This window comes from Streptomyces lincolnensis, assembly GCF_001685355.1.
Classification (GTDB): Bacteria; Actinomycetota; Actinomycetes; order Streptomycetales; family Streptomycetaceae; genus Streptomyces; species Streptomyces lincolnensis.
Window position 1 is genome coordinate 6,695,314 of sequence record NZ_CP016438.1, and the last position, 17,166, is coordinate 6,712,479.

17 protein-coding genes are annotated in these 17,166 nt (G+C 69.8%); 8 read left to right on the forward strand and 9 right to left on the reverse strand.

Annotation, left to right across the window (positions count from 1 at the left end; all coding sequences use genetic code 11):
* Nucleotides 1-253: 253 nt before the first annotated feature.
* The 4 genes from SLINC_RS29940 to SLINC_RS29955 all read left to right on the forward strand — a co-directional run bounded on the left by SLINC_RS29940 (nt 254) and on the right by SLINC_RS29955 (nt 4,991).
* Entirely contained in the window at nt 254-1,540 is a 1,287-nt protein-coding gene (locus SLINC_RS29940) for an extracellular solute-binding protein (RefSeq protein ID WP_067439356.1), read from the forward strand.
* 104 nt (nt 1,541-1,644) lie between these two features.
* Nucleotides 1,645-2,631 carry a carbohydrate ABC transporter permease gene (locus tag SLINC_RS29945; protein WP_067439359.1) on the forward strand — a complete coding sequence of 329 codons (987 nt, stop codon included), beginning with the start codon at nt 1,645-1,647 and terminating at the stop codon, nt 2,629-2,631.
* Nucleotides 2,628-3,467 carry a carbohydrate ABC transporter permease gene (locus SLINC_RS29950; protein WP_067439362.1) on the forward strand — a complete coding sequence of 280 codons (840 nt, stop codon included), beginning with the start codon at nt 2,628-2,630 and terminating at the stop codon, nt 3,465-3,467. Before SLINC_RS29945 ends, SLINC_RS29950 begins: the two co-directional genes overlap by 4 nt.
* A gap of 9 nt (nt 3,468-3,476) precedes the next feature.
* A complete protein-coding gene (locus SLINC_RS29955; RefSeq protein WP_067439365.1) occupies nt 3,477-4,991 on the forward strand; it encodes a glycoside hydrolase family 3 protein in 1,515 nt (504 codons plus the stop codon).
* A gap of 132 nt (nt 4,992-5,123) precedes the next feature.
* Here the strand turns inward: SLINC_RS29955 and nagB are convergent, their stop codons facing one another.
* Both nagB and SLINC_RS29965 read right to left on the reverse strand, forming a co-directional pair.
* Entirely contained in the window at nt 5,124-5,909 is a 786-nt protein-coding gene (gene nagB / locus SLINC_RS29960; protein WP_067439369.1) for a glucosamine-6-phosphate deaminase, read from the reverse strand.
* Nucleotides 5,910-6,064: 155 nt separating this feature from the next.
* Nucleotides 6,065-6,817, reverse strand: a complete 753-nt coding sequence (locus tag SLINC_RS29965) for an SDR family oxidoreductase (RefSeq protein ID WP_067439371.1) — start codon at nt 6,815-6,817, stop codon at nt 6,065-6,067.
* Between the two features lie 96 nt (nt 6,818-6,913).
* On the opposite strand from SLINC_RS29965, the gene SLINC_RS29970 reads away from it, so the two are divergent.
* Both SLINC_RS29970 and SLINC_RS29975 read left to right on the forward strand, forming a co-directional pair.
* Complete coding sequence (locus tag SLINC_RS29970; protein ID WP_067439373.1) at nt 6,914-7,546, forward strand: TetR/AcrR family transcriptional regulator; 633 nt, start codon at nt 6,914-6,916, stop codon at nt 7,544-7,546.
* 371 nt (nt 7,547-7,917) lie between these two features.
* Entirely contained in the window at nt 7,918-9,384 is a 1,467-nt protein-coding gene (locus tag SLINC_RS29975; protein ID WP_067445842.1) for a sensor histidine kinase, read from the forward strand.
* A gap of 185 nt (nt 9,385-9,569) precedes the next feature.
* Here SLINC_RS29975 and SLINC_RS29980 read toward each other — a convergent pair whose 3' ends face one another.
* Both SLINC_RS29980 and SLINC_RS29985 read right to left on the reverse strand, forming a co-directional pair.
* Entirely contained in the window at nt 9,570-9,827 is a 258-nt protein-coding gene (locus SLINC_RS29980; RefSeq protein ID WP_006142322.1) for a WhiB family transcriptional regulator, read from the reverse strand.
* Nucleotides 9,828-10,148: 321 nt separating this feature from the next.
* A complete protein-coding gene (locus tag SLINC_RS29985; protein WP_067439376.1) occupies nt 10,149-11,117 on the reverse strand; it encodes a diacylglycerol/lipid kinase family protein in 969 nt (322 codons plus the stop codon).
* Between the two features lie 170 nt (nt 11,118-11,287).
* Here SLINC_RS29985 and SLINC_RS29990 point away from each other — a divergent pair, with 170 nt between their 5' ends.
* On the forward strand, nt 11,288-11,737 hold the full coding sequence (locus SLINC_RS29990) for a hypothetical protein (protein ID WP_067439380.1): 450 nt from the start codon (nt 11,288-11,290) through the stop codon (nt 11,735-11,737).
* 33 nt (nt 11,738-11,770) lie between these two features.
* On the opposite strand, the gene SLINC_RS29995 is transcribed toward SLINC_RS29990, so the two are convergent.
* The 3 genes from SLINC_RS29995 to SLINC_RS30005 all read right to left on the reverse strand — a co-directional run bounded on the left by SLINC_RS29995 (nt 11,771) and on the right by SLINC_RS30005 (nt 13,851).
* Nucleotides 11,771-12,874, reverse strand: coding sequence for an RNA polymerase sigma factor SigF (locus SLINC_RS29995; protein ID WP_079164800.1), 1,104 nt, complete (start codon nt 12,872-12,874; stop codon nt 11,771-11,773).
* A gap of 17 nt (nt 12,875-12,891) precedes the next feature.
* The gene (locus tag SLINC_RS30000; protein WP_019058277.1) at nt 12,892-13,305 is read right to left on the reverse strand and encodes an ATP-binding protein; all 414 of its coding nucleotides are present in this window, start codon (nt 13,303-13,305) and stop codon (nt 12,892-12,894) included.
* Nucleotides 13,306-13,590: 285 nt separating this feature from the next.
* Nucleotides 13,591-13,851 carry a UBP-type zinc finger domain-containing protein gene (locus tag SLINC_RS30005; RefSeq protein ID WP_067439382.1) on the reverse strand — a complete coding sequence of 87 codons (261 nt, stop codon included), beginning with the start codon at nt 13,849-13,851 and terminating at the stop codon, nt 13,591-13,593.
* 83 nt (nt 13,852-13,934) lie between these two features.
* On the opposite strand from SLINC_RS30005, the gene SLINC_RS30010 reads away from it, so the two are divergent.
* Nucleotides 13,935-15,533, forward strand: coding sequence for a Na+/H+ antiporter (locus SLINC_RS30010; RefSeq protein ID WP_067439385.1), 1,599 nt, complete (start codon nt 13,935-13,937; stop codon nt 15,531-15,533).
* Between the two features lie 12 nt (nt 15,534-15,545).
* Here SLINC_RS30010 and SLINC_RS30015 read toward each other — a convergent pair whose 3' ends face one another.
* Both SLINC_RS30015 and SLINC_RS30020 read right to left on the reverse strand, forming a co-directional pair.
* On the reverse strand, nt 15,546-16,439 hold the full coding sequence (locus SLINC_RS30015) for a 1-aminocyclopropane-1-carboxylate deaminase/D-cysteine desulfhydrase (protein WP_067439388.1): 894 nt from the start codon (nt 16,437-16,439) through the stop codon (nt 15,546-15,548).
* Between the two features lie 40 nt (nt 16,440-16,479).
* Nucleotides 16,480-17,070 carry an N-acetylmuramoyl-L-alanine amidase gene (locus SLINC_RS30020; protein ID WP_079165183.1) on the reverse strand — a complete coding sequence of 197 codons (591 nt, stop codon included), beginning with the start codon at nt 17,068-17,070 and terminating at the stop codon, nt 16,480-16,482.
* Between the last annotated feature and the right edge of the window lie 96 nt (nt 17,071-17,166).

A 17,166-nucleotide genomic window follows, 5' to 3' on the forward strand; every position in this document is an offset into this window, starting at 1 on the left:
CGTCGCCACCACTTCTGGTCTAGTCCACCGAGGTAAGTGGTCTAGCGGACGAGAGTACTCCGGCTGCGCGGTTTTCGCTGGCTTCTTACTTAAAGGTTCCTGCATATGTAGCTCGTATAACGGCTGGTCAGAGCCGTTCCAGCACTCTTGACAGGTGTATTGGCCTGGTCCAAGCTCCGGGTACTGGTCTACACCATTGGTCCAGGTCCCGGCTCCATGGGCGGGGGGTGTGGGCATCCCTGAGGAGGGTGGCGTGAAGCGCAAGCTGGCAGCCGCGATCGGTATCGCGGGCATGATGGTCTCCATCGCGGCGTGCGGGGGCGACGGCGGCGACGGCGGCTCGGACAAGAGCGGTGCGGACGCCAAGGAGCTGACGGTCTGGCTCACGGTCGACGCGCAGAACAACTGGCCGGAGCTGGTCAAGGCCGCCGACGCGGCGGTGACGAAGAAGCACCCCGGCATCAAGATCAACCACGAGTACTACGGCTGGCCCGACAAGAACGCCAAGCTCGACGCCGTCCTGGCCACCGACAAGGCCCCCGACGTGGTCGAGATGGGCAACACCGAGATGCTCGGCTACATGGTCAAGGGCGCCTTCGCCCCCCTCGACGCCGGACAGTTCGACAACTCCGCCGCCTGGCTCGACGGCCTCAAGGCCTCGGTCACCTACGAGGGCAAGACCTACGGCGTCCCCTACTACGCCGGCGGCCGCGTCGCCAACTGGCGCAAGGACGTCTTCGCCTCGGCCGGCGTCAAGTCCGCCCCGAAGACCTACGGCGAACTGACCTCCGCCCTGGACAAGGTCCAGAAGGAGGAGGGCGACAAGTTCAGCGCCTGGTACCAGCCCACCCGTGACTGGTACGCCGCCATGTCCTTCGTCTACGACGCCGGCGGCTCCATCGCCGTGGAGTCCGGCGGTCAGTGGAAGGGCAACCTCTCCTCGCCCGAGTCCGTCAAGGGCCTGAAGGAGTTCCAGAAGGTCGTCGACACCTACATGCACGGCGACAAGACCAAGGACGAGTCCGACCGCTACATCGTCTACGGCCAGGGCAAGTCCGGCATGATCTTCGCCCCCGCGTGGGAGGGCGCGACCGCCGCGGCCAAGGAGAACGACAAGACCGGCAAGCTCGAAGGCAACGTCGAGAACTTCGTGATGCCCGGCCCGTCCGGCAAGAACCTGCCCGTCTTCCTCGGCGGTTCCGACCTCGCCGTCCCGGTGAAGTCCGACGCCCAGGCCGTCGCCGCCGAGTGGATCAACGCCTTCACCGGCTCCTCCGGCCAGAAGGGCCTGATCGCCAAGGGCAACCTGCCCAACAACAAGACCGACCTCGCCACGCTCAAGAACGACCCGGCGACGGCGGTCCCGGCCACCGCGGCCGAGTCCAACTGGTTTGTGCCCATGGCGCCCGGCTGGGGCCAGGTCGAGAAGGCCCAGGTCCTCCAGACCATGCTCCAGTCCATCGGCACCGGCAAGAAGTCCGTCGAGGCCGCCGCGAAGGAAGCGGACGCCGCGATCGACAAGGTCATCAACACGAAGTGACGTGAGAACGGGGTCCCGCCGACAGCGGGGCCCTGCTTCTCGTACGGCCTGCCTCGTGCGGGTCTGCTTGCGTACGACCCGAGGGACCGCTGAGGAGCGCACGGATGAGTGCCGATACCACCACCCCCGCCAAGGTGCCGCCGCCGCGGCAGGCACCCCCACCACCACCCGTGGGGGAGAAGCCGTCCCCGGGACGGCCCTCCGCCGGAGCCGGCACGCCCTGGCTGCTGCTCGCCCCCTGTCTGGGCATCCTGGCGCTCGTCCTCGGCTATCCGCTGGTCCGCCTGGTCACCCTGTCCTTCCAGAAGTTCGGGCAGTCCCAGCTGTGGGGCTTCCAGCCGGCCGAGTCGGTCGGGTTCGACAACTTCACGAAGGTGCTGGGCGACAGCGAGTTCTGGGCCGTCGTCGTCCGCACCGTCGTCTTCGCGGCCGGCTGCGTGATCTTCACGATGGTCGCCGGCATGCTGATCGCGCTGCTGCTCCAGCGGGTCTCCGGCTGGGTGAAGATCCTCGTCAACATCGCGCTTGTGGCCAGCTGGGGCATGCCCATCATCGTCGCCACGACCGTCTTCAAATGGCTCTTCGACGCCGACTACGGCATCCTCAACGCGCTGCTCAGCAGGCTCCCGGGCGTGGAGATGATCGGCCACAACTGGTTCGCGAGCGGACCGCAGGGCCTGGCCGTGATCATGCTGCTGGTGGTCTGGGGCGCCGTGCCCTTCGTGGTCATCACCCTCAGCGCCGGCCTCACCCAGGTCCCCAAGGAAATGGAGGAGGCGGCCCGGCTCGACGGCGCGGGCGCCTGGGGCGTCTTCCGGTACGTCACCCTGCCCATCCTCAAGCCGATCATCGTGATGCTCACGACCTTGTCGGTCATCTGGGACATGGGCGTCTTCCCCCAGGTCTTCGTGATGCGCAACGGCCATCCGGAGGCCGAGTTCCAGCTGCTGACCACCTACTCCTACGACCGTGCCTTCGTCGTCAACGACTACGCGCAGGGCTCGGCGATCGCCCTGCTCACCGTGGTGCTGCTGCTCGGGGTGGTCGCCGTGTACATGCGGCAGATGCTGAAGATCGGAGACGTCGAATGAGTACGGTCACCGCCCCCCGCCGCAGGTCCAGGCTCGGCTGGAACCTCCTCGGCCTCCTCGTCTTCGTCACCGCCGGCTTCCCCGTCTACTGGATGCTGAACACGGCGTTCAAGCCGGCCGCGGACGCCATCGACCCGGACCCGAGCCTGCTGCCCACGGGCCTGACCCTGTCCAACTTCGGCCGGGCACTGGACATCGCGGACTTCTGGGGCCCGGTCGGCCGCAGCCTGATCGTGTCCCTCGCGGTGGTCGTGATCGGCATGGCCGTCGGCCTGCTGGCCGCGCTCGCCATCTCCCGGTTCGCCTTCCGCGGCCGCAAGATCGTGATCGTGGGCATCCTGGCCGTCCAGATGGTCCCGCTGGTCGCCATGATCATCCCGGTCTTCCTGCTGCTCAACGACCTGGGCCAGTACGACCGGCTGACCGGCCTGATCATCACCTACCTGACCTTCATCCTCCCCTTCACGGTGTGGACCCTGCGCGGCTTCATCGTCAACATCCCCAGGGAACTGGAGGAGGCGGCGATGGTCGACGGCTGCTCCCGCACCAGCGCCTTCATCCGGGTCGTCTTCCCCCTGCTCGCCCCGGGCATGGTCGCCACCTCGGTCTACGGCTTCATCCAGGCCTGGAACGAGTACCTCTACGCCCTCATGCTGCTCAGCCAGAAGAACCAGACCGCGACCGTCTGGCTCGGCAACTTCACCACCAAGCACGGCACCGAATACGCCCCGATGATGGCCGGATCCACGATGATGGCCGTGCCGATCGTGGTCCTCTTCCTCCTCGTCCAGCGCAAGATGGCCGCGGGTCTGACCGCAGGCGCCGTGAAGGGATAACGCCACCCGATGACGACTTTCGCCAGGGGAACCGCTGGATCCAATCCGGCAAAAGATGGCCTCACGCGCGACGCGCTGACGGTCCTCCAGCCCGGCTTCACCGGTACCACCGCCCCCGACTGGCTGCTGCGCCGCCTCGGCGAGGGCCTCGCCTCCGTCGGCCTGTTCGGCCGCAACATCGCCTCACCCGAACAACTCGCCGCCCTCACCGCACAGTTGCGCACCGAGCGCGCGGACGTCCTGGTCGCCATCGACGAGGAGGGCGGCGACGTGACGCGCCTGGAGGTGCGCACGGGCTCCAGCTTCCCCGGCAACAACGCGCTCGGCGCCGTGGACGACGTCTCGCTCACCCGCGAGGTGGCCGCGGAACTGGGCCGCCGCCTCGCGGCCTGCGGGGTCAACCTCAACTGGGCCCCGTCGGCGGACGTGAACTCCAACCCGTCCAACCCGGTCATCGGGGTCCGCTCCTTCGGTGCCGACCCCGACCTGGTCGCCCGGCACACCGCCGCCTATGTCACCGGCCTCCAGTCGGCCGGGGTCGCCGCCTGCACCAAGCACTTCCCCGGTCACGGCGACACCGCGGTCGACTCCCACCACGCCCTGCCGCGCATCGACGCCCGGGCCCCCGTCCTGTCGGCACGCGAACTCACCCCGTTCCGCGCGGCGATCGGCGCGGGCACCCGTGCCCTGATGACCGCCCACATCCTGGTCCCCGCCCTGGACCCGGACCACCCGGCCACCCTGTCCCGCCGCATCCTCACCGACCTGCTCCGCGGCGAACTCGGCTACGACGGCCTCATCGTCACCGACGGCATGGAGATGCGGGCCATCGCCGGCACCTACGGCATCGAACGCGGCAGCGTCCTCGCCCTCGCGGCCGGCGCCGACGCCATCTGTGTGGGCGGCGGCCTGGCGGACGACGAGACGGTACGCCGCCTGCGCGACGCCCTGGTCTCGGCCGTACGCTCCGGCGAACTCCCCGAGTCCCGCCTGGCGGACGCGGCGGAACGCGTCCGCTCCCTGGCCCGCTGGACCACGGCCGACGCCGCCGCCGACGGCCTCTCGGGCGAGGACATCGGCCTGCGCGCGGCCCGCCGTGCCCTCGGCATCACGGACGGCTCCACCGGCGGGGGCTCCTTCACCCCTCTCACCGAAGCCCCCTACGTCGCCGCCCTCACCCCCGTCGCCAACATCGCCGTCGGCGACGAGACGCCCTGGGGCGTCGCCGCCGAACTGGCCCGCCTCCTCCCCGGCACCGAGACCGGCAGCTACGCCGGCGACGACGCGGGAACGGCGGCCCTCACCGCGGCGGGCCCGCGCCGCATCGTCGCGGTCGTCCGCGACGAACACCGCCACTCCTGGATGGCCACAGCCCTCGACACCCTCCTCGCGGCCCGCCCCGACACGATCATCGTCGAGATGGGCCTCCCTCAGTCCACCCCCCGTGGCGCCCTCCACATTGCCACGCACGGCGCGGCCCGGGTGTGCGGCCGGGCGGCGGCGGAGGTCATCGCGGGGGTGTGACGGCAGGCGGTGACGCCACCGACGCCTCCGACGTCACCAGCGCCTCCGACGACACCCCTCATGACAAAGGTGCCGGTTCCCCTCCCCGGGGCAGCCGGCACCTTTGTCGTGAGCGGTGTCCGCGAGATCTCCTCAGATCCCCTGCCAGTCCGGCTTGTTGGCGTAGGTGTGGCGGAAGTAGTCGGCCAGCTTCAGCTTGGACGCGGCGGCCTCGTCGACCACGACCGTGGCGTGCGGGTGGAGTTGGAGGGCGGAGGCCGGGCACACCGCGGCGACCGGCCCCTCCACGGTCGCGGCGACCGCGTCGGCCTTGCCCTCGCCGGTCGCGAGGAGGACCAGGTGCCGTGCCTCCAGGATCGTGCCGATGCCCTGGGTGATCACGTGGTGGGGCACCTGCTCGATGTCACCGTCGAAGAAGCGCGCGTTGTCGACGCGGGTCTGCTGGGTCAACGTCTTGATCCGGGTCCGTGAGGCCAGCGAGGAACACGGCTCGTTGAACCCGATGTGCCCGTCGGTCCCGATCCCCAGCAGCTGGAGATCGACCCCGCCGGCCTCGGCGAGCGCGCTGTCGTACGCCCGGCACGCCCCCTGCACGTCCTCGGCCGTGCCGTCGGGCCCCATGAACGCGTCCATCCCGACCCCGAGCGGTTCCAGGACCTCGCGCCGCAGCACCGAACGGTAGGACTCCGGATGGTCGGCAGGCAGCCCCACATACTCGTCGAGCTGCGCGATCCGTGCCCGCGAGGCATCCACGGCACCGGAACGCACCGCCTCCGCCAGCGCCTCGTAGACGGGCAGCGGCGTCGAGCCGGTCGCCACACCGAGCAGGGCGTCGGGCTTGCGCCGGAGCAGCTGCGCCATGGCCTCGGCGATCAGCTCGCCACCCGACCTGGCATCCGGAACGATGACAACTTCCACGCTGGGCCTGCCGTTCTCAAGGGGCTGCACGGGGTGTGTGGTTTAGACCAATCCAGCCTCCAATCTAACAGAACCTCGCCCGGCCTCCCAGGTCTGCCGGGTGTCCCGGAGATGACCGGAAACCCTCGGCGAGGGCACCCCTCGCCCCGCGGTCCCTACGTCAGCGAACCCCCTGTCACATCCACCCAGCTCCCCGTCACCCACCGGCCCCCGTCCGACGCCAGGAACGCCACCACGTCGGCGACATCGGCCGTCTCGCCCACCGCGCCCAGGGCCGATATCCCCGCCGCCCACGCCCACGCGTCCTCGCTCGCATGCAGCAGGTCATGGGTGTTGTCGGTGGCGATGATGCCCGGCGCCACCGAGTTCACGGTGATCTTCCGGGAGCCCAGCACCTTGGACAGGTCACGGGAGAGGACGTCCAGCGCGCCCTTGGTCATCGCGTAGGCCATGTTGTTCGGCATCGCGGCGGTCCGGGCCAGTCCCGACGAGACGTTGATGACCCGGCCGCCGTCGCGCAGCCGTGTCATGCCGTGTTTGACCAGGAAGAACGGGGCCTTCACATTCACCGCGAAGACCGCGTCGTACTCCTTCTCGTCGATCTCGTCGATGGGCCGGGTGCTTCCGATCCCTGCGTTGTTCACCAGGATGTCCAGGCCGTCCGCGTGCCGGTCGAACTCCTCCCAGAGGGTCTCGGCGTCGCCCGGCAGCCCGAGTTCGACCCCGATCGTGAAGGCCGAGCCGCCCGCCGCCTCGATGACGGCCACCGTCTCCTTCGCCGCCGCCTCGTTCCTGCCGTAGTGCACCCCCACCCGCGCGCCGTCCCGCCCGAGCCGCTCGGCGATCCCTCGACCGATACCCCTGCTCGCCCCCGTGACCAGAGCCGTCCTGCCAGCAAGCACGCCCATGTCGGCGCCCCCTTTGCATTTTCCTAGTGGTCGCTACAGAAAGACCGTACAACAGGTCGCGGACATTTCTCTAGCACCCGCTATACAATTCACTCCATGGTGAGCAGCGAGGACCCGAAGGCGCAGGTCAGGACCGCACCCAAGCCCCGCGGCCGACCGCGCTCCTTCGACCGCGCCACAGCCCTGGAGAAGGCGCTCCTCGCCTTCTGGGAGCATGGCTACGAGGCCACGTCCGTCTCGGACCTCACACGCGTCATGGACATCGGCGCCCCGAGCCTCTACGCGGCCTTCGGCGACAAGCGCTCGCTGTTCGAGGAGGTCGTCCGGGAGTACGGCGTGAAGTACGGCTCCTTCGGCGACCGCGCCCTCGCCGAGGAGCCCACCGCCCGCGCCGCCGTCGAACGAACCCTGCGCGAGGCGGCCGTCGAGTACACCGACCCGGCCCACCCTTACGGCTGTCTCGTCGTCCACGCGGCCACCAACTGCTCGACCCCCGAGGTCGAACAGTCGCTGCGGGAGCGGCGCAACGCCAACATCGCCGCGTTCGAGAGCCGTATCAGGGTCGGCATCGCCGCCGGTGAACTGCCGGCCGGCGCCGACGCCACCGCCCTCGCCCGGCATGTCGGAGCGATCATTCAGGGCATGTCCCAACAGGCGCGCGACGGCGCGAGCCGCGAGGAGTTGGAGGCGCTCGCGGAAATTGCCATGGCCATCTGGCCCCGCACATGAACCCACACGCGTTAGGCTGCGTGGTGGATGCTAGGGCGTCCTAATAGGCGGAGCGCGACGGGAAAAGTCCCAACAACAAACAGCCTCCAACGCATGGACACACCGCAGTGGTCTAGTCCACAATCGTAAAGAGAACTGAAAACGTACAGACTTCCGTCCTCCCCGCACAGGAGGACGGACGAGGAACCGGAGCTCTCTGCCCTGACTGCCCCGGATCCTCATCCTCGGCCGACCGGGACCGCACACCCCGCGGCCGATGTTGCTCCGGGCTGCGGTGCCGGGAGGGTTGAGGGTCCCTCTCAGGCGCCGCGGCCCGCGGGTGTTTTTAGGACGTCCACATACCCCCAGGTACGCTCGCACCCGTGCCCTCCATGAACGAACTGGTCCGCCAGCACACCGCCCTCGACGACTCCGACCTCGAGTGGCTCCATCTGCTGGTCTCGGAGTGGCAGCTGCTCTCCGACCTCTCCTTCGCCGACCTGGTCCTGTGGGTCCCCACCCGCGACGGCACCCGCTATGTCTCCGTCGCCCAGATGCGGCCCAACACCGGCCCCACCTCCTACCAGGACGACATGGTCGGCCACCTGGTCCCGCGCGGCCGCCGCCCCATGCTGGACGCCGCGCTCGACGAGGGCCGGATCGTGCGCGAGGGTGACCCCGAGTGGCGCGAGGAGGTCCCGGTCCGCATCGAGTCGATTCCGGTGCGACGGGAGGGGCGCGTCCTCGGTGTCATCGCGCGCAACACCAACCTCCTGACCGTGCGCACCCCGAGCCGTCTGGAACTGACCTACCTGCAGAGCGCCTCGGACCTCGCGCAGATGATCGCGGCCGGCGCCTTCCCGTTCGCGAACCAGCAGGTCGACATGGACGCCTCGCCCCGCGTCGGCGACGGCCTGATCCGCCTCGACGCGGACGGCCTCGTCCAGTACGCCTCCCCGAACGCGCTCTCCGCCTACCACCGCCTCGGCCTCGCCGCCGACCTCGTCGGCCACCACCTCGGCGTCACCACCGCCGAACTCGCCCCCACCCACGGGCCGGTGGACGAGGCGCTCGCCAAGGTCGCCAGCGGCTGGGCGCCGCGTGAGTTCGAGATCGAGTCCAGCGAGGGAGTCATCCAGTTCAGGGCCATTCCGCTCAAGCCCAAGGGCACCCGCATCGGTTCGCTGGTCCTCCTGCGCGACGTCACGGAACTGCGCCGCCGCGAGCGCGAGTTGATCACCAAGGACGCGACCATCCGGGAGATCCACCACCGGGTGAAGAACAACCTCCAGACGGTGGCGGCCCTCCTCAGGCTCCAGGCCCGGCGTATCGAGTCCGACCGCGGCCGCGAAGCGCTGGAGGAGGCGGTACGGCGGGTCGGTTCGATCGCGATCGTGCACGAGACGCTGTCCCAGAACCTGGACGAGCGCGTCGAGTTCGACGAGATCGCCGACCGCGTCCTGGCGATGGTCGCCGAGATCTCCCCGGGCAAGGTCACCGGCCGGCGCACCGGCCGCTTCGGCATCCTGGACGCCGAGGTCGCCACGCCCCTGTCGATGGTGCTGACCGAGATCCTCCAGAACGCCCTGGAACACGGCTTCCGCGAGGGCGAGACCGGCACCGTCGAGGTCTCCGCCGTCCGCGGCGGCACCACCAAGGAGGGCCGCCTCCTGGTCACCGTCCAGGACAACGGCGTGGGCCTGCCCGAGGGATTCGACCCGCACACCGCGGGCAACCTCGGCCTCCAGATCGTACGGACGCTGGTGGAGGGCGAGTTGGGCGGCACGTTCGACATGGTCCCGGCACCGGAGGGAGGGACCCGGGTGATCCTGGACGTCCCGGTGCGCTCGCACCCATAGCAACTCGCCTACATGGCAACGCGCACACACAGCAAAGAGCCCCAGCCCGTTCAGGGGGCTGGGGCTCAACATGCTCGTTGCCGGCATTCGCCGCGCATCGGGGGTACTGCGCGCTGCGGCTCGGGGGCGGGAGAAGCGTACGCGGTGTACGCGCCGCCAAGCTCAGGCTTGGTGGGGTGGGTGTGTCAGGCGGAGGCCTGACGGGCCCGGTTGCGGGCGGCACGGCGCTTCATGGCGCGACGCTCGTCCTCGCTGAGACCACCCCAGACGCCGGAGTCCTGGCCGGACTCGAGCGCCCACTGCAGACACTGATCCATAACGGGGCAGCGACGGCAGACGGCCTTGGCTTCCTCGATCTGCAGCAGCGCAGGACCGGTGTTGCCGATGGGGAAGAAGAGCTCGGGGTCTTCCTCGCGGCAAACGGCGTTGTGACGCCAGTCCATGGCTGCTACCTCTCCTTGGTATTACATGCACGTTGCTTGTGAATGTGAACGCTTTCACGAATCCCTCAACAAGTGAAGGGCCGAACGCCGGACGCGCCAGCGTGGTCCTTGTGAATTGAAGAGGGGTTCCGGTGATCTTGTGGGGGCCGGTGTTGCGGGCCGCCCCGATCGCCACGTAGAGACTCGCAAACCTCAGCGGCGGATACAACCCCTTCTGGAAAGTTTTTTTTGATTCCTCGGTGTCGACTAGGTCACAGCCGTACTTCCATGGGGTGGATCCTGGCCTAAACGTTCGAGTGAAAGGACTTTAGCCCCTTCTGCTCACACAATCACACGCAGTGCACGGCGTACGCCTGTGAACGTCACGCTGGTACGCAGTCCTAGGTGGTCGCCGTCCATCTGGAGGGGGAGCGGCACCTTCGAATGCAAGGTGAACCGGTCCAGGTCGTGCAGTGATACCGCGTGCTTGCCGTGGGGGCCGCGCTCGGGGGACGAAGTGAGCAACTGGGTGCCATACCGGGCAACCGCGGTCGTCGTCATACGGCTGAGACCGAGTACGTCGAGGCCTTTATCGAACGAGGCCTTAGGCGACGCGTACATCGGGTGATTGCCCAGGAAGGTCCACGGAGAGGTGTTCGAGACTATGGAAAGGACCAGATCGGTCACAGGTTCCACGTCCGGCCGCTCCAGCGTGATCGTCCCGTGCCGGCGGTGCGCCTCGCCGAAGAACTGGCGCAGCGCCTGGCGGACGTAGAGCGCGTGGGTGGATTTCCTGCCGCGCTCGCGCTGCTGCTCCACCCGTCCGACCACACCGGCGTCGAAGCCCAGTCCCGCGTTGAAGGTGAACCAGCGCGCCGGTACGGCCTCGTCCTCCGTGCCCGGGGTGCCCGAGGCCAGGCCGAGTCCGACCGTCCGTTCACTGCCCTGGCGCAGGGCGTCCAGCAGGGCGCCGGTGGCCTCCACCGCGTCGTTGGGCAGGCCGAGGGCACGGGCGAAGACGTTGGTGGAGCCGCCGGGGACCACGGCCAGTCCGGGCAGCCGCCGGGGATCGGGGCCCGCGTGCAGGAGACCGTTGACGACCTCGTTGACGGTGCCGTCGCCGCCGAGGGCGACCACCAGATCGATGTCCGTGCTCTCGGCCGCCTGCCGGCCCAGGTCGCGCGCGTGGCCCCGGTACTCGGTGGTGACGGCCTCGAGTTTCATCTCGCTCGCGAGCGCGTGGATCAGTACATCGCGCGTACGTGCGCTTGTGGTGGTTGCCGCCGGATTGACCACGAGAAGTGCACGCATGAGTTGCAGGGTACCTACTGGGTGGTACCGGGCACAGGCCGAGGTAGGGATCACGTAAGACTTCGGTACGTGAACCTCGACACGGAGGTGTCGCTCAACCTCCTGGTGCACAGCCGCGTCTCCGGTGCCTGGCCGAGGGGGCGTCGCCGGGCGAGGGCTACGCTGCTGGGGTGAGCAGCGAGCAGACTCCCCCCACTCCCGATACCGCCGGTCCGCGCCCGCGGCGCCTGACGTACGCCGCCGCACTGGCCGGGCTCGAAGGGCTCGCGCTGGTCGCCGGCGGCGCTTGGATGCTCGTGGAGGGCTTCACCGGTGAGCCGGACGACCGGCGGTCGGCCGTCACCGGGGGCGTCACCCTGATCGTGCTCGCGCTGCTGCCGCTGCTCGCCGCGCGTGGGCTGCTGGGCCGGCGCAGCTGGAGCCGGGGGCCTGCCGTCATCACGCAGATCATGGCGCTGCCGGTGGCCTACAACCTGTTGCAGGCCGACAGCATGGCGATTCCGGCGGGGATCGCGCTCGCGGCGGTCGCGATCGCCTCCCTGGTCCTGCTGGTCAATCCGGCGACGACCCAGGCCCTGGGGATCCAGGGGCCCGGTCGTCCGCAGGAACCGAAGCGGTAGTCCCGCCGCCGGGGCAGTGGCCCGATGATCGGGCTACTCCTCCACCAGCAGTTTCTCCCGCAGCTGGGCCAGGGTGCGGGCCAGCAGGCGCGAGACGTGCATCTGCGAGATGCCGACCTCCTGCGCGATCTGCGACTGGGTCATGTTGCCGAAGAAGCGCAGCAACAGGATCCGCTTCTCACGCGGGGGCAGGTCCTCCAGGAGCGGCTTGAGCGACTCGCGGTACTCGACCCCCTCCAGCGCCTCGTCCTCCGCGCCGAGGGTGTCGGCGACCGCGGGGGACTCGTCGTCGGTGTCGGGGACGTCCAGGGACAGCGTGGAGTACGCGTTGGCGGACTCCAGGCCCTCCAGGACCTCCTCCTCCGAGATGGCCAGCTTCTCGGCCAGTTCGTGCACCGTGGGCGAGCGGCCGTGCTGCTGGGACAGCTCGGCCGTGGCCGTGGTCAGGGCCAGGCGCAGTTCCTGGAGGCGCCGCGGCACCCGCACCGCCCAGCCCTTGTCGCGGAAGTGCCGCTTGATCTCGCCGACGACCGTCGGGGTCGCGTACGTCGAGAACTCCACGCCGCGGTCCGGGTCGAAGCGGTCGACCGACTTGATCAGGCCGATGGTGGCGACCTGGGTGAGGTCGTCCAGCGGCTCGCCGCGGTTGCGGAAGCGGCGTGCGAGATGCTCCACGAGCGGCAGGTGCATCCGGACCAGTTGGTTGCGCAGCTCCGCGTACTCCGGGCTGCCCTCCTTCAGGGCGCGCAGCTCGATGAACTTGGCGCGCGCCCCGCTGCGGTCCTGAGGGTCGTGCCGTGTGACCTGCACACGCTGCGCGCCCGTCGCGTCGTGCTCGGAGTTTCGCTCGTGCTCGCTCATCGTCCCGCCCGTAGCCCTTCCCCGAGCCCTCGCCTCGGCTCGGACAGGGGTGACCCCGATCCGTCCGTCCAGAGGAGTGCTCTGCACGGCACCTTCCCGATCTCGCTGCCCGCCGTCCAGGAACTCCGCCGCCGTGGTGCCGGCGTCGTCCTCCGGATGCGGCCGGGCCTGTTCGGGGATGCCGTCGATGCCGTCCGCCATGCGTCGGGACGTGCTCGGACCGCCCGTGCCTTCGGCGGCCGGCAGCTCCCGTGTGCCGCGCTCTTCGTCCCGCACCGGCCCGTCCCCGTTCCTCACGCCGGCCCGGGTCCCGCGCCGCGCTGTTTGTAGAGGCTGATCGAAACGGTCTTGTCCTCGTCGACGGCCGACGAGACCTTGCCCGCGAGGGCCGACAGCACGGTCCAGGCGAAGGTGTCCCGTGCCGGAGCGTGACCGTCCGTAGTCGGAGCGGAGACGGTGACCTCCAGCGAGTCGTCGACGAGACGGAACACGCAGCTGAGTACGGAGCCCGGCACGGCCTGCTGAAGCAGGATCGCGCAGGCCTCGTCCACCGCGATGCGCAGATCCTCGATCTCGTCGAGGGTGAAGTCCAAACGGGCCGCGAGACCGGCCGTGGCCGTACGCAGCACCGACAGGTAGGCACCCGCAGCCGGCAGCCGGACTTCCACGAAGTCCTGGGTCGCGGGCTCGCCTGCGATCTGGGACACCCTCACCTCCAAGGTGGTACAAGCTTTTCGGGGCCGAGGGTCGCCCCCCGGGGTAACGCGATACGTGGTTCAGCGGTGACGCTACCGCGCTCTGAACTTTCCTGTCCCCGGGACCCCAACCCCTTGCTGTCACTCATAGTAAACACACGGATACGCTCCGTGGCTAGGGGGTCTGCGGGCCCAATTGGGAAGAGCGCGCGCCGGGTTGACGTACCCAGGCGTCGGGCTGTCGAACCGTCCGGATCCGTGGTCGTCTCCGGGCCTACAGGGTCACACAGAACGGGCTCACACGAGGACGTGGTCGACGAAACACCAGCGCCACGCCTCGCCGGGCTCGAAAGTCCGCATGATTTCGTGACCGGAGTCCTTGTAGTGCTCCGTGGCGTGACGCCCCGGAGAGGAGTCGCAGCAGCCGACGTGGCCGCAGGTGAGGCACAGCCGCAGTTGTACCGGGTGGTGTCCGTCCGCCAGACACTCGAGACAGGTCTCGCTGAGCGGTTCCGGTTCCGGGTGCGGCAGCGCGTCGGCGTGCGTGCACTGTTTCATGATTGCCAGATTACGACGGGTGTGCGGGCGGCGCGGACAAAAGGCCGCGGGCACGCGACGAGGAACGAGGGCGGGCGAGGACCATGGACGTGATGCCACTGCTGTTGCTGGTGGCGGGCAGCGCGGTGATCGCCGCGGCCGCGCGGCGGACGCCCGTGCCGGCGCCGCTGCTGCTGGTCACGGCGGGACTCGTGATCAGTTACATCCCCGGGGTCCCCGACTACACCCTCGACCCCCATGTCGTACTGCCGCTGCTCCTGCCCCCGCTGCTGTACACGGCCGCCACCGACAGCTCCTACCTCGACCTGCGCGCGCAACTGCGGCCGGTGGCGCTGCTGTCGGTCGGATACGTCCTCTTCGCGACTCTGGCCGTCGGCTGGGCCGCCTATCTGATCGTGCCGGACCTGCCGCTGACCGCGGCGCTGGTGCTGGGCGCGGTGGTGGCGCCGCCGGACGCGGTCGCGGCCACGGCGGTCGCCCGCCGGGTGGGGCTGCCCTCCCGGATCACCACGATCCTCCAGGGCGAGTCCCTGGTGAACGACGCCACCGCGATCACCGCCTACCGGGTGGCCGTGGCGGCGGCCGTCGGCGAGGGCGCCACCTGGGCGGGCGGGATCGGCGAGTTCCTGCTCGCCGCGGTCGGCGGCATCGGGTTCGGGCTGGTGCTGATGGTGCCGCTGCACTGGCTGCGCACCCACCTCAAGGAGGCGCTGTTGCAGAACACGCTCTCCCTGCTCATCCCGTTCGTCGCGTACGCGGCCGCCGAGCAGGTGCACGCCTCCGGTGTCCTCGCGGTCGTCACCGTCGCGCTCTACCTCGGACACCGCGCGTGGGAGGTCGACTTCGCGACCCGCCTCCAGGAGGAGGCCGTGTGGAAGATGGTCGCCTTCGTCCTGGAGTCCGCGGTGTTCGCACTGATCGGACTGCAACTCCCGGTGATCCTCAAGGGCCTCGGCGAGTACGAGGGCGGCCGTGCCGCCCTGTACGCGGTCGCCGTCTTCCTGGTGGTGGTCGCGTCCCGGTTCGTGTGGGTGTACCCGGCGACCTTCCTGCCGCGTCTGCTGTCGGCGCGGATCCGGGAGCGCGAGGTGAATCCGACCTGGAAGGGGCCGTTCGTCATCGCCTGGGCCGGGATGCGGGGCGTGGTGTCCCTGGCCATCGCCTTCTCCATCCCGCTGACCACGCACGGCGAAGGACCCTTCCCCGAGCGCAATCTCATCCTGTTCCTGACCTTCACCACGGTCATCGGGACGCTGGTCCTCCAGGGCCTGACCCTGCCCCCGCTGATCCGCGTCCTGAAACTTCCCGGCCGCGACGCGCAGGCCGAGACGCTCGCCGAGGCCAACGCCCAGGCCCAGGCCTCCCGGGCCGCCGAACGCCGTCTGGACGACCTCCTCTCCGACGAGCACAACGTGCTCCCGCCCCCGCTGGCCGACCGCCTGCGCAGCGTCCTGGAGCGTCGCCGCAACGCCGTCTGGGAGCGCCTCGGCCAGGTCAACCCCCTCACCGGCGAGACCGTCGACGACACCTACCGCCGGCTGTCCCGCGAGATGATCAGCGCCGAGCGCACCGTCTTCGTCAAGCTCCGCGACGGCCGCTACATCGACGACGAGATGCTGCGCACCCTGCTGCGCAGGCTGGACCTGGAGGAGGCGGCGGCTTACCGGGAGGCGACCCGGTGAGGTGCCCGGGGCTCAGGGGAAGGGGCGGCCGGTGACGACGGCCGCGATCGTCGTCCCGCGCGCGAAGGCGCCCTCCTCCACCAGGGTGACAAGTCCGTACAGCAACTTGGCGACATAGAGCCGTTCGACGGGCAGGCCATGGCGGCTTTCGAAGTCGCGGGCGAAGGCGTCGAGTTCGGGGGGAGTACGGGCGTACCCCCCGAAGTGGAAGCGGTCGTCGAGGGACCAGGTGCCGCGGGGGCCGCCGAAGGCCTCCTCCTGGAGGGCCCGTATCTCCGCGTCGAGGAAGCCGCCCTTCAGGACGGGGACGCCGAGGGCGCGCTGGTCGGGGGCGAGTCCGGCGGCCAGGCCCGCGAGGGTGCCGCCGGTGCCGCAGGCGATCGCCACGACGTCGGCCCGCCCGGCCAGTTCCTCACCGAGCGCGCGGCATCCCCGTACGGCGAGCACGTTGCTGCCGCCCTCCGGGACGACGTACGCGTCCTCGGCGCGCGCCGCGCGCAACAGGGCGGCCAGGGTCTGCGGCTCGGTCTTGCAGCGATACGTCGATCTGTCGACGAAGTGCAGACGCATGCCGTCGGCCGCGCACCGGGCCAGGGAGGGATTGAGTGGGCGGTCGGCCAGTTCGTCGCCGCGAACGACCCCGACCGTGGACAGGCCGAGGAGACGGCCCGCGGCGGCCGTGGCGCGCAGATGGTTGGAGTACGCGCCGCCGAAGGTGACGACGGTACGGCCGGCCGCCGCGGTGAGGTTCGGCGCGAGTTTGCGCCACTTGTTGCCGACGAGCTCCGGGTGGATCAGGTCGTCCCGCTTGAGGAGGAGGCGAATGCCGTGCCCGGCGAAGCGGGGATCCGACACCTCCCGCAAGGGGGAGGGGAGTCGGGGCCGCAGGGCGTCGAGGCTGGTCACGGCTCCATTGTCCCCGCCGGCGCCCCGCACCCGTGCGGGCTCACTTCAGCCGGTCCCGGATGCGCCCCCGCATCGACGCCATCGTGAAGCCCCGCGGGTCCACCTTGCCCGGCTGCCACTCCAGGTGGCCGATGACCGACCGCTCCGTCCACCCGTGGCGCCTGCACACCGCCGCCGCGGCCTTCTCGATCGCCTCCAGCTGGACGGCCGGCCAGGGATCCTGGCCGTCGCCGAGGTTCTCGCACTCGAAGCCGTAGAAATGCCGGTTGCCGTCGGTGTTGGACTCGTTGTCGTGCGGCAGCGCCTTCTCGGCGATCACCGCGCGCAGGACGTCGTCGTCGCCGAGCCCCGCGTGGTTGGCGCGGCCGTAGCCGACGAGGTGGACCCTGCCGTCCTTGGTGATGACGCCGTGGCACAGCGGCCCCGGCAGGCTCGCGTAGCCGTCCCGGCAGAGCTTGACCGTGTGGGCACTGCCCTTGGTCACCGTGTGATGGATCATCACGCCGTGGACCGGGCCCCACGGGCCCTTGTGGTTGCGGTTGTGATGCTCCCAGTCACCGACCTCGACGACGGTGAGACCCTCCGCCTTCAGGGCGGCCAGGAAACTGCCCGCGGACATGGGTGAGGCCATGGGTGAGGCCATGACCGCCTCCTTCGCGCTGCGCGTCGGCCGCCGTGCGCGGCCGTCTCGTACCGCTGCTTGTACCGGAGGGGGCCGATCCGGACT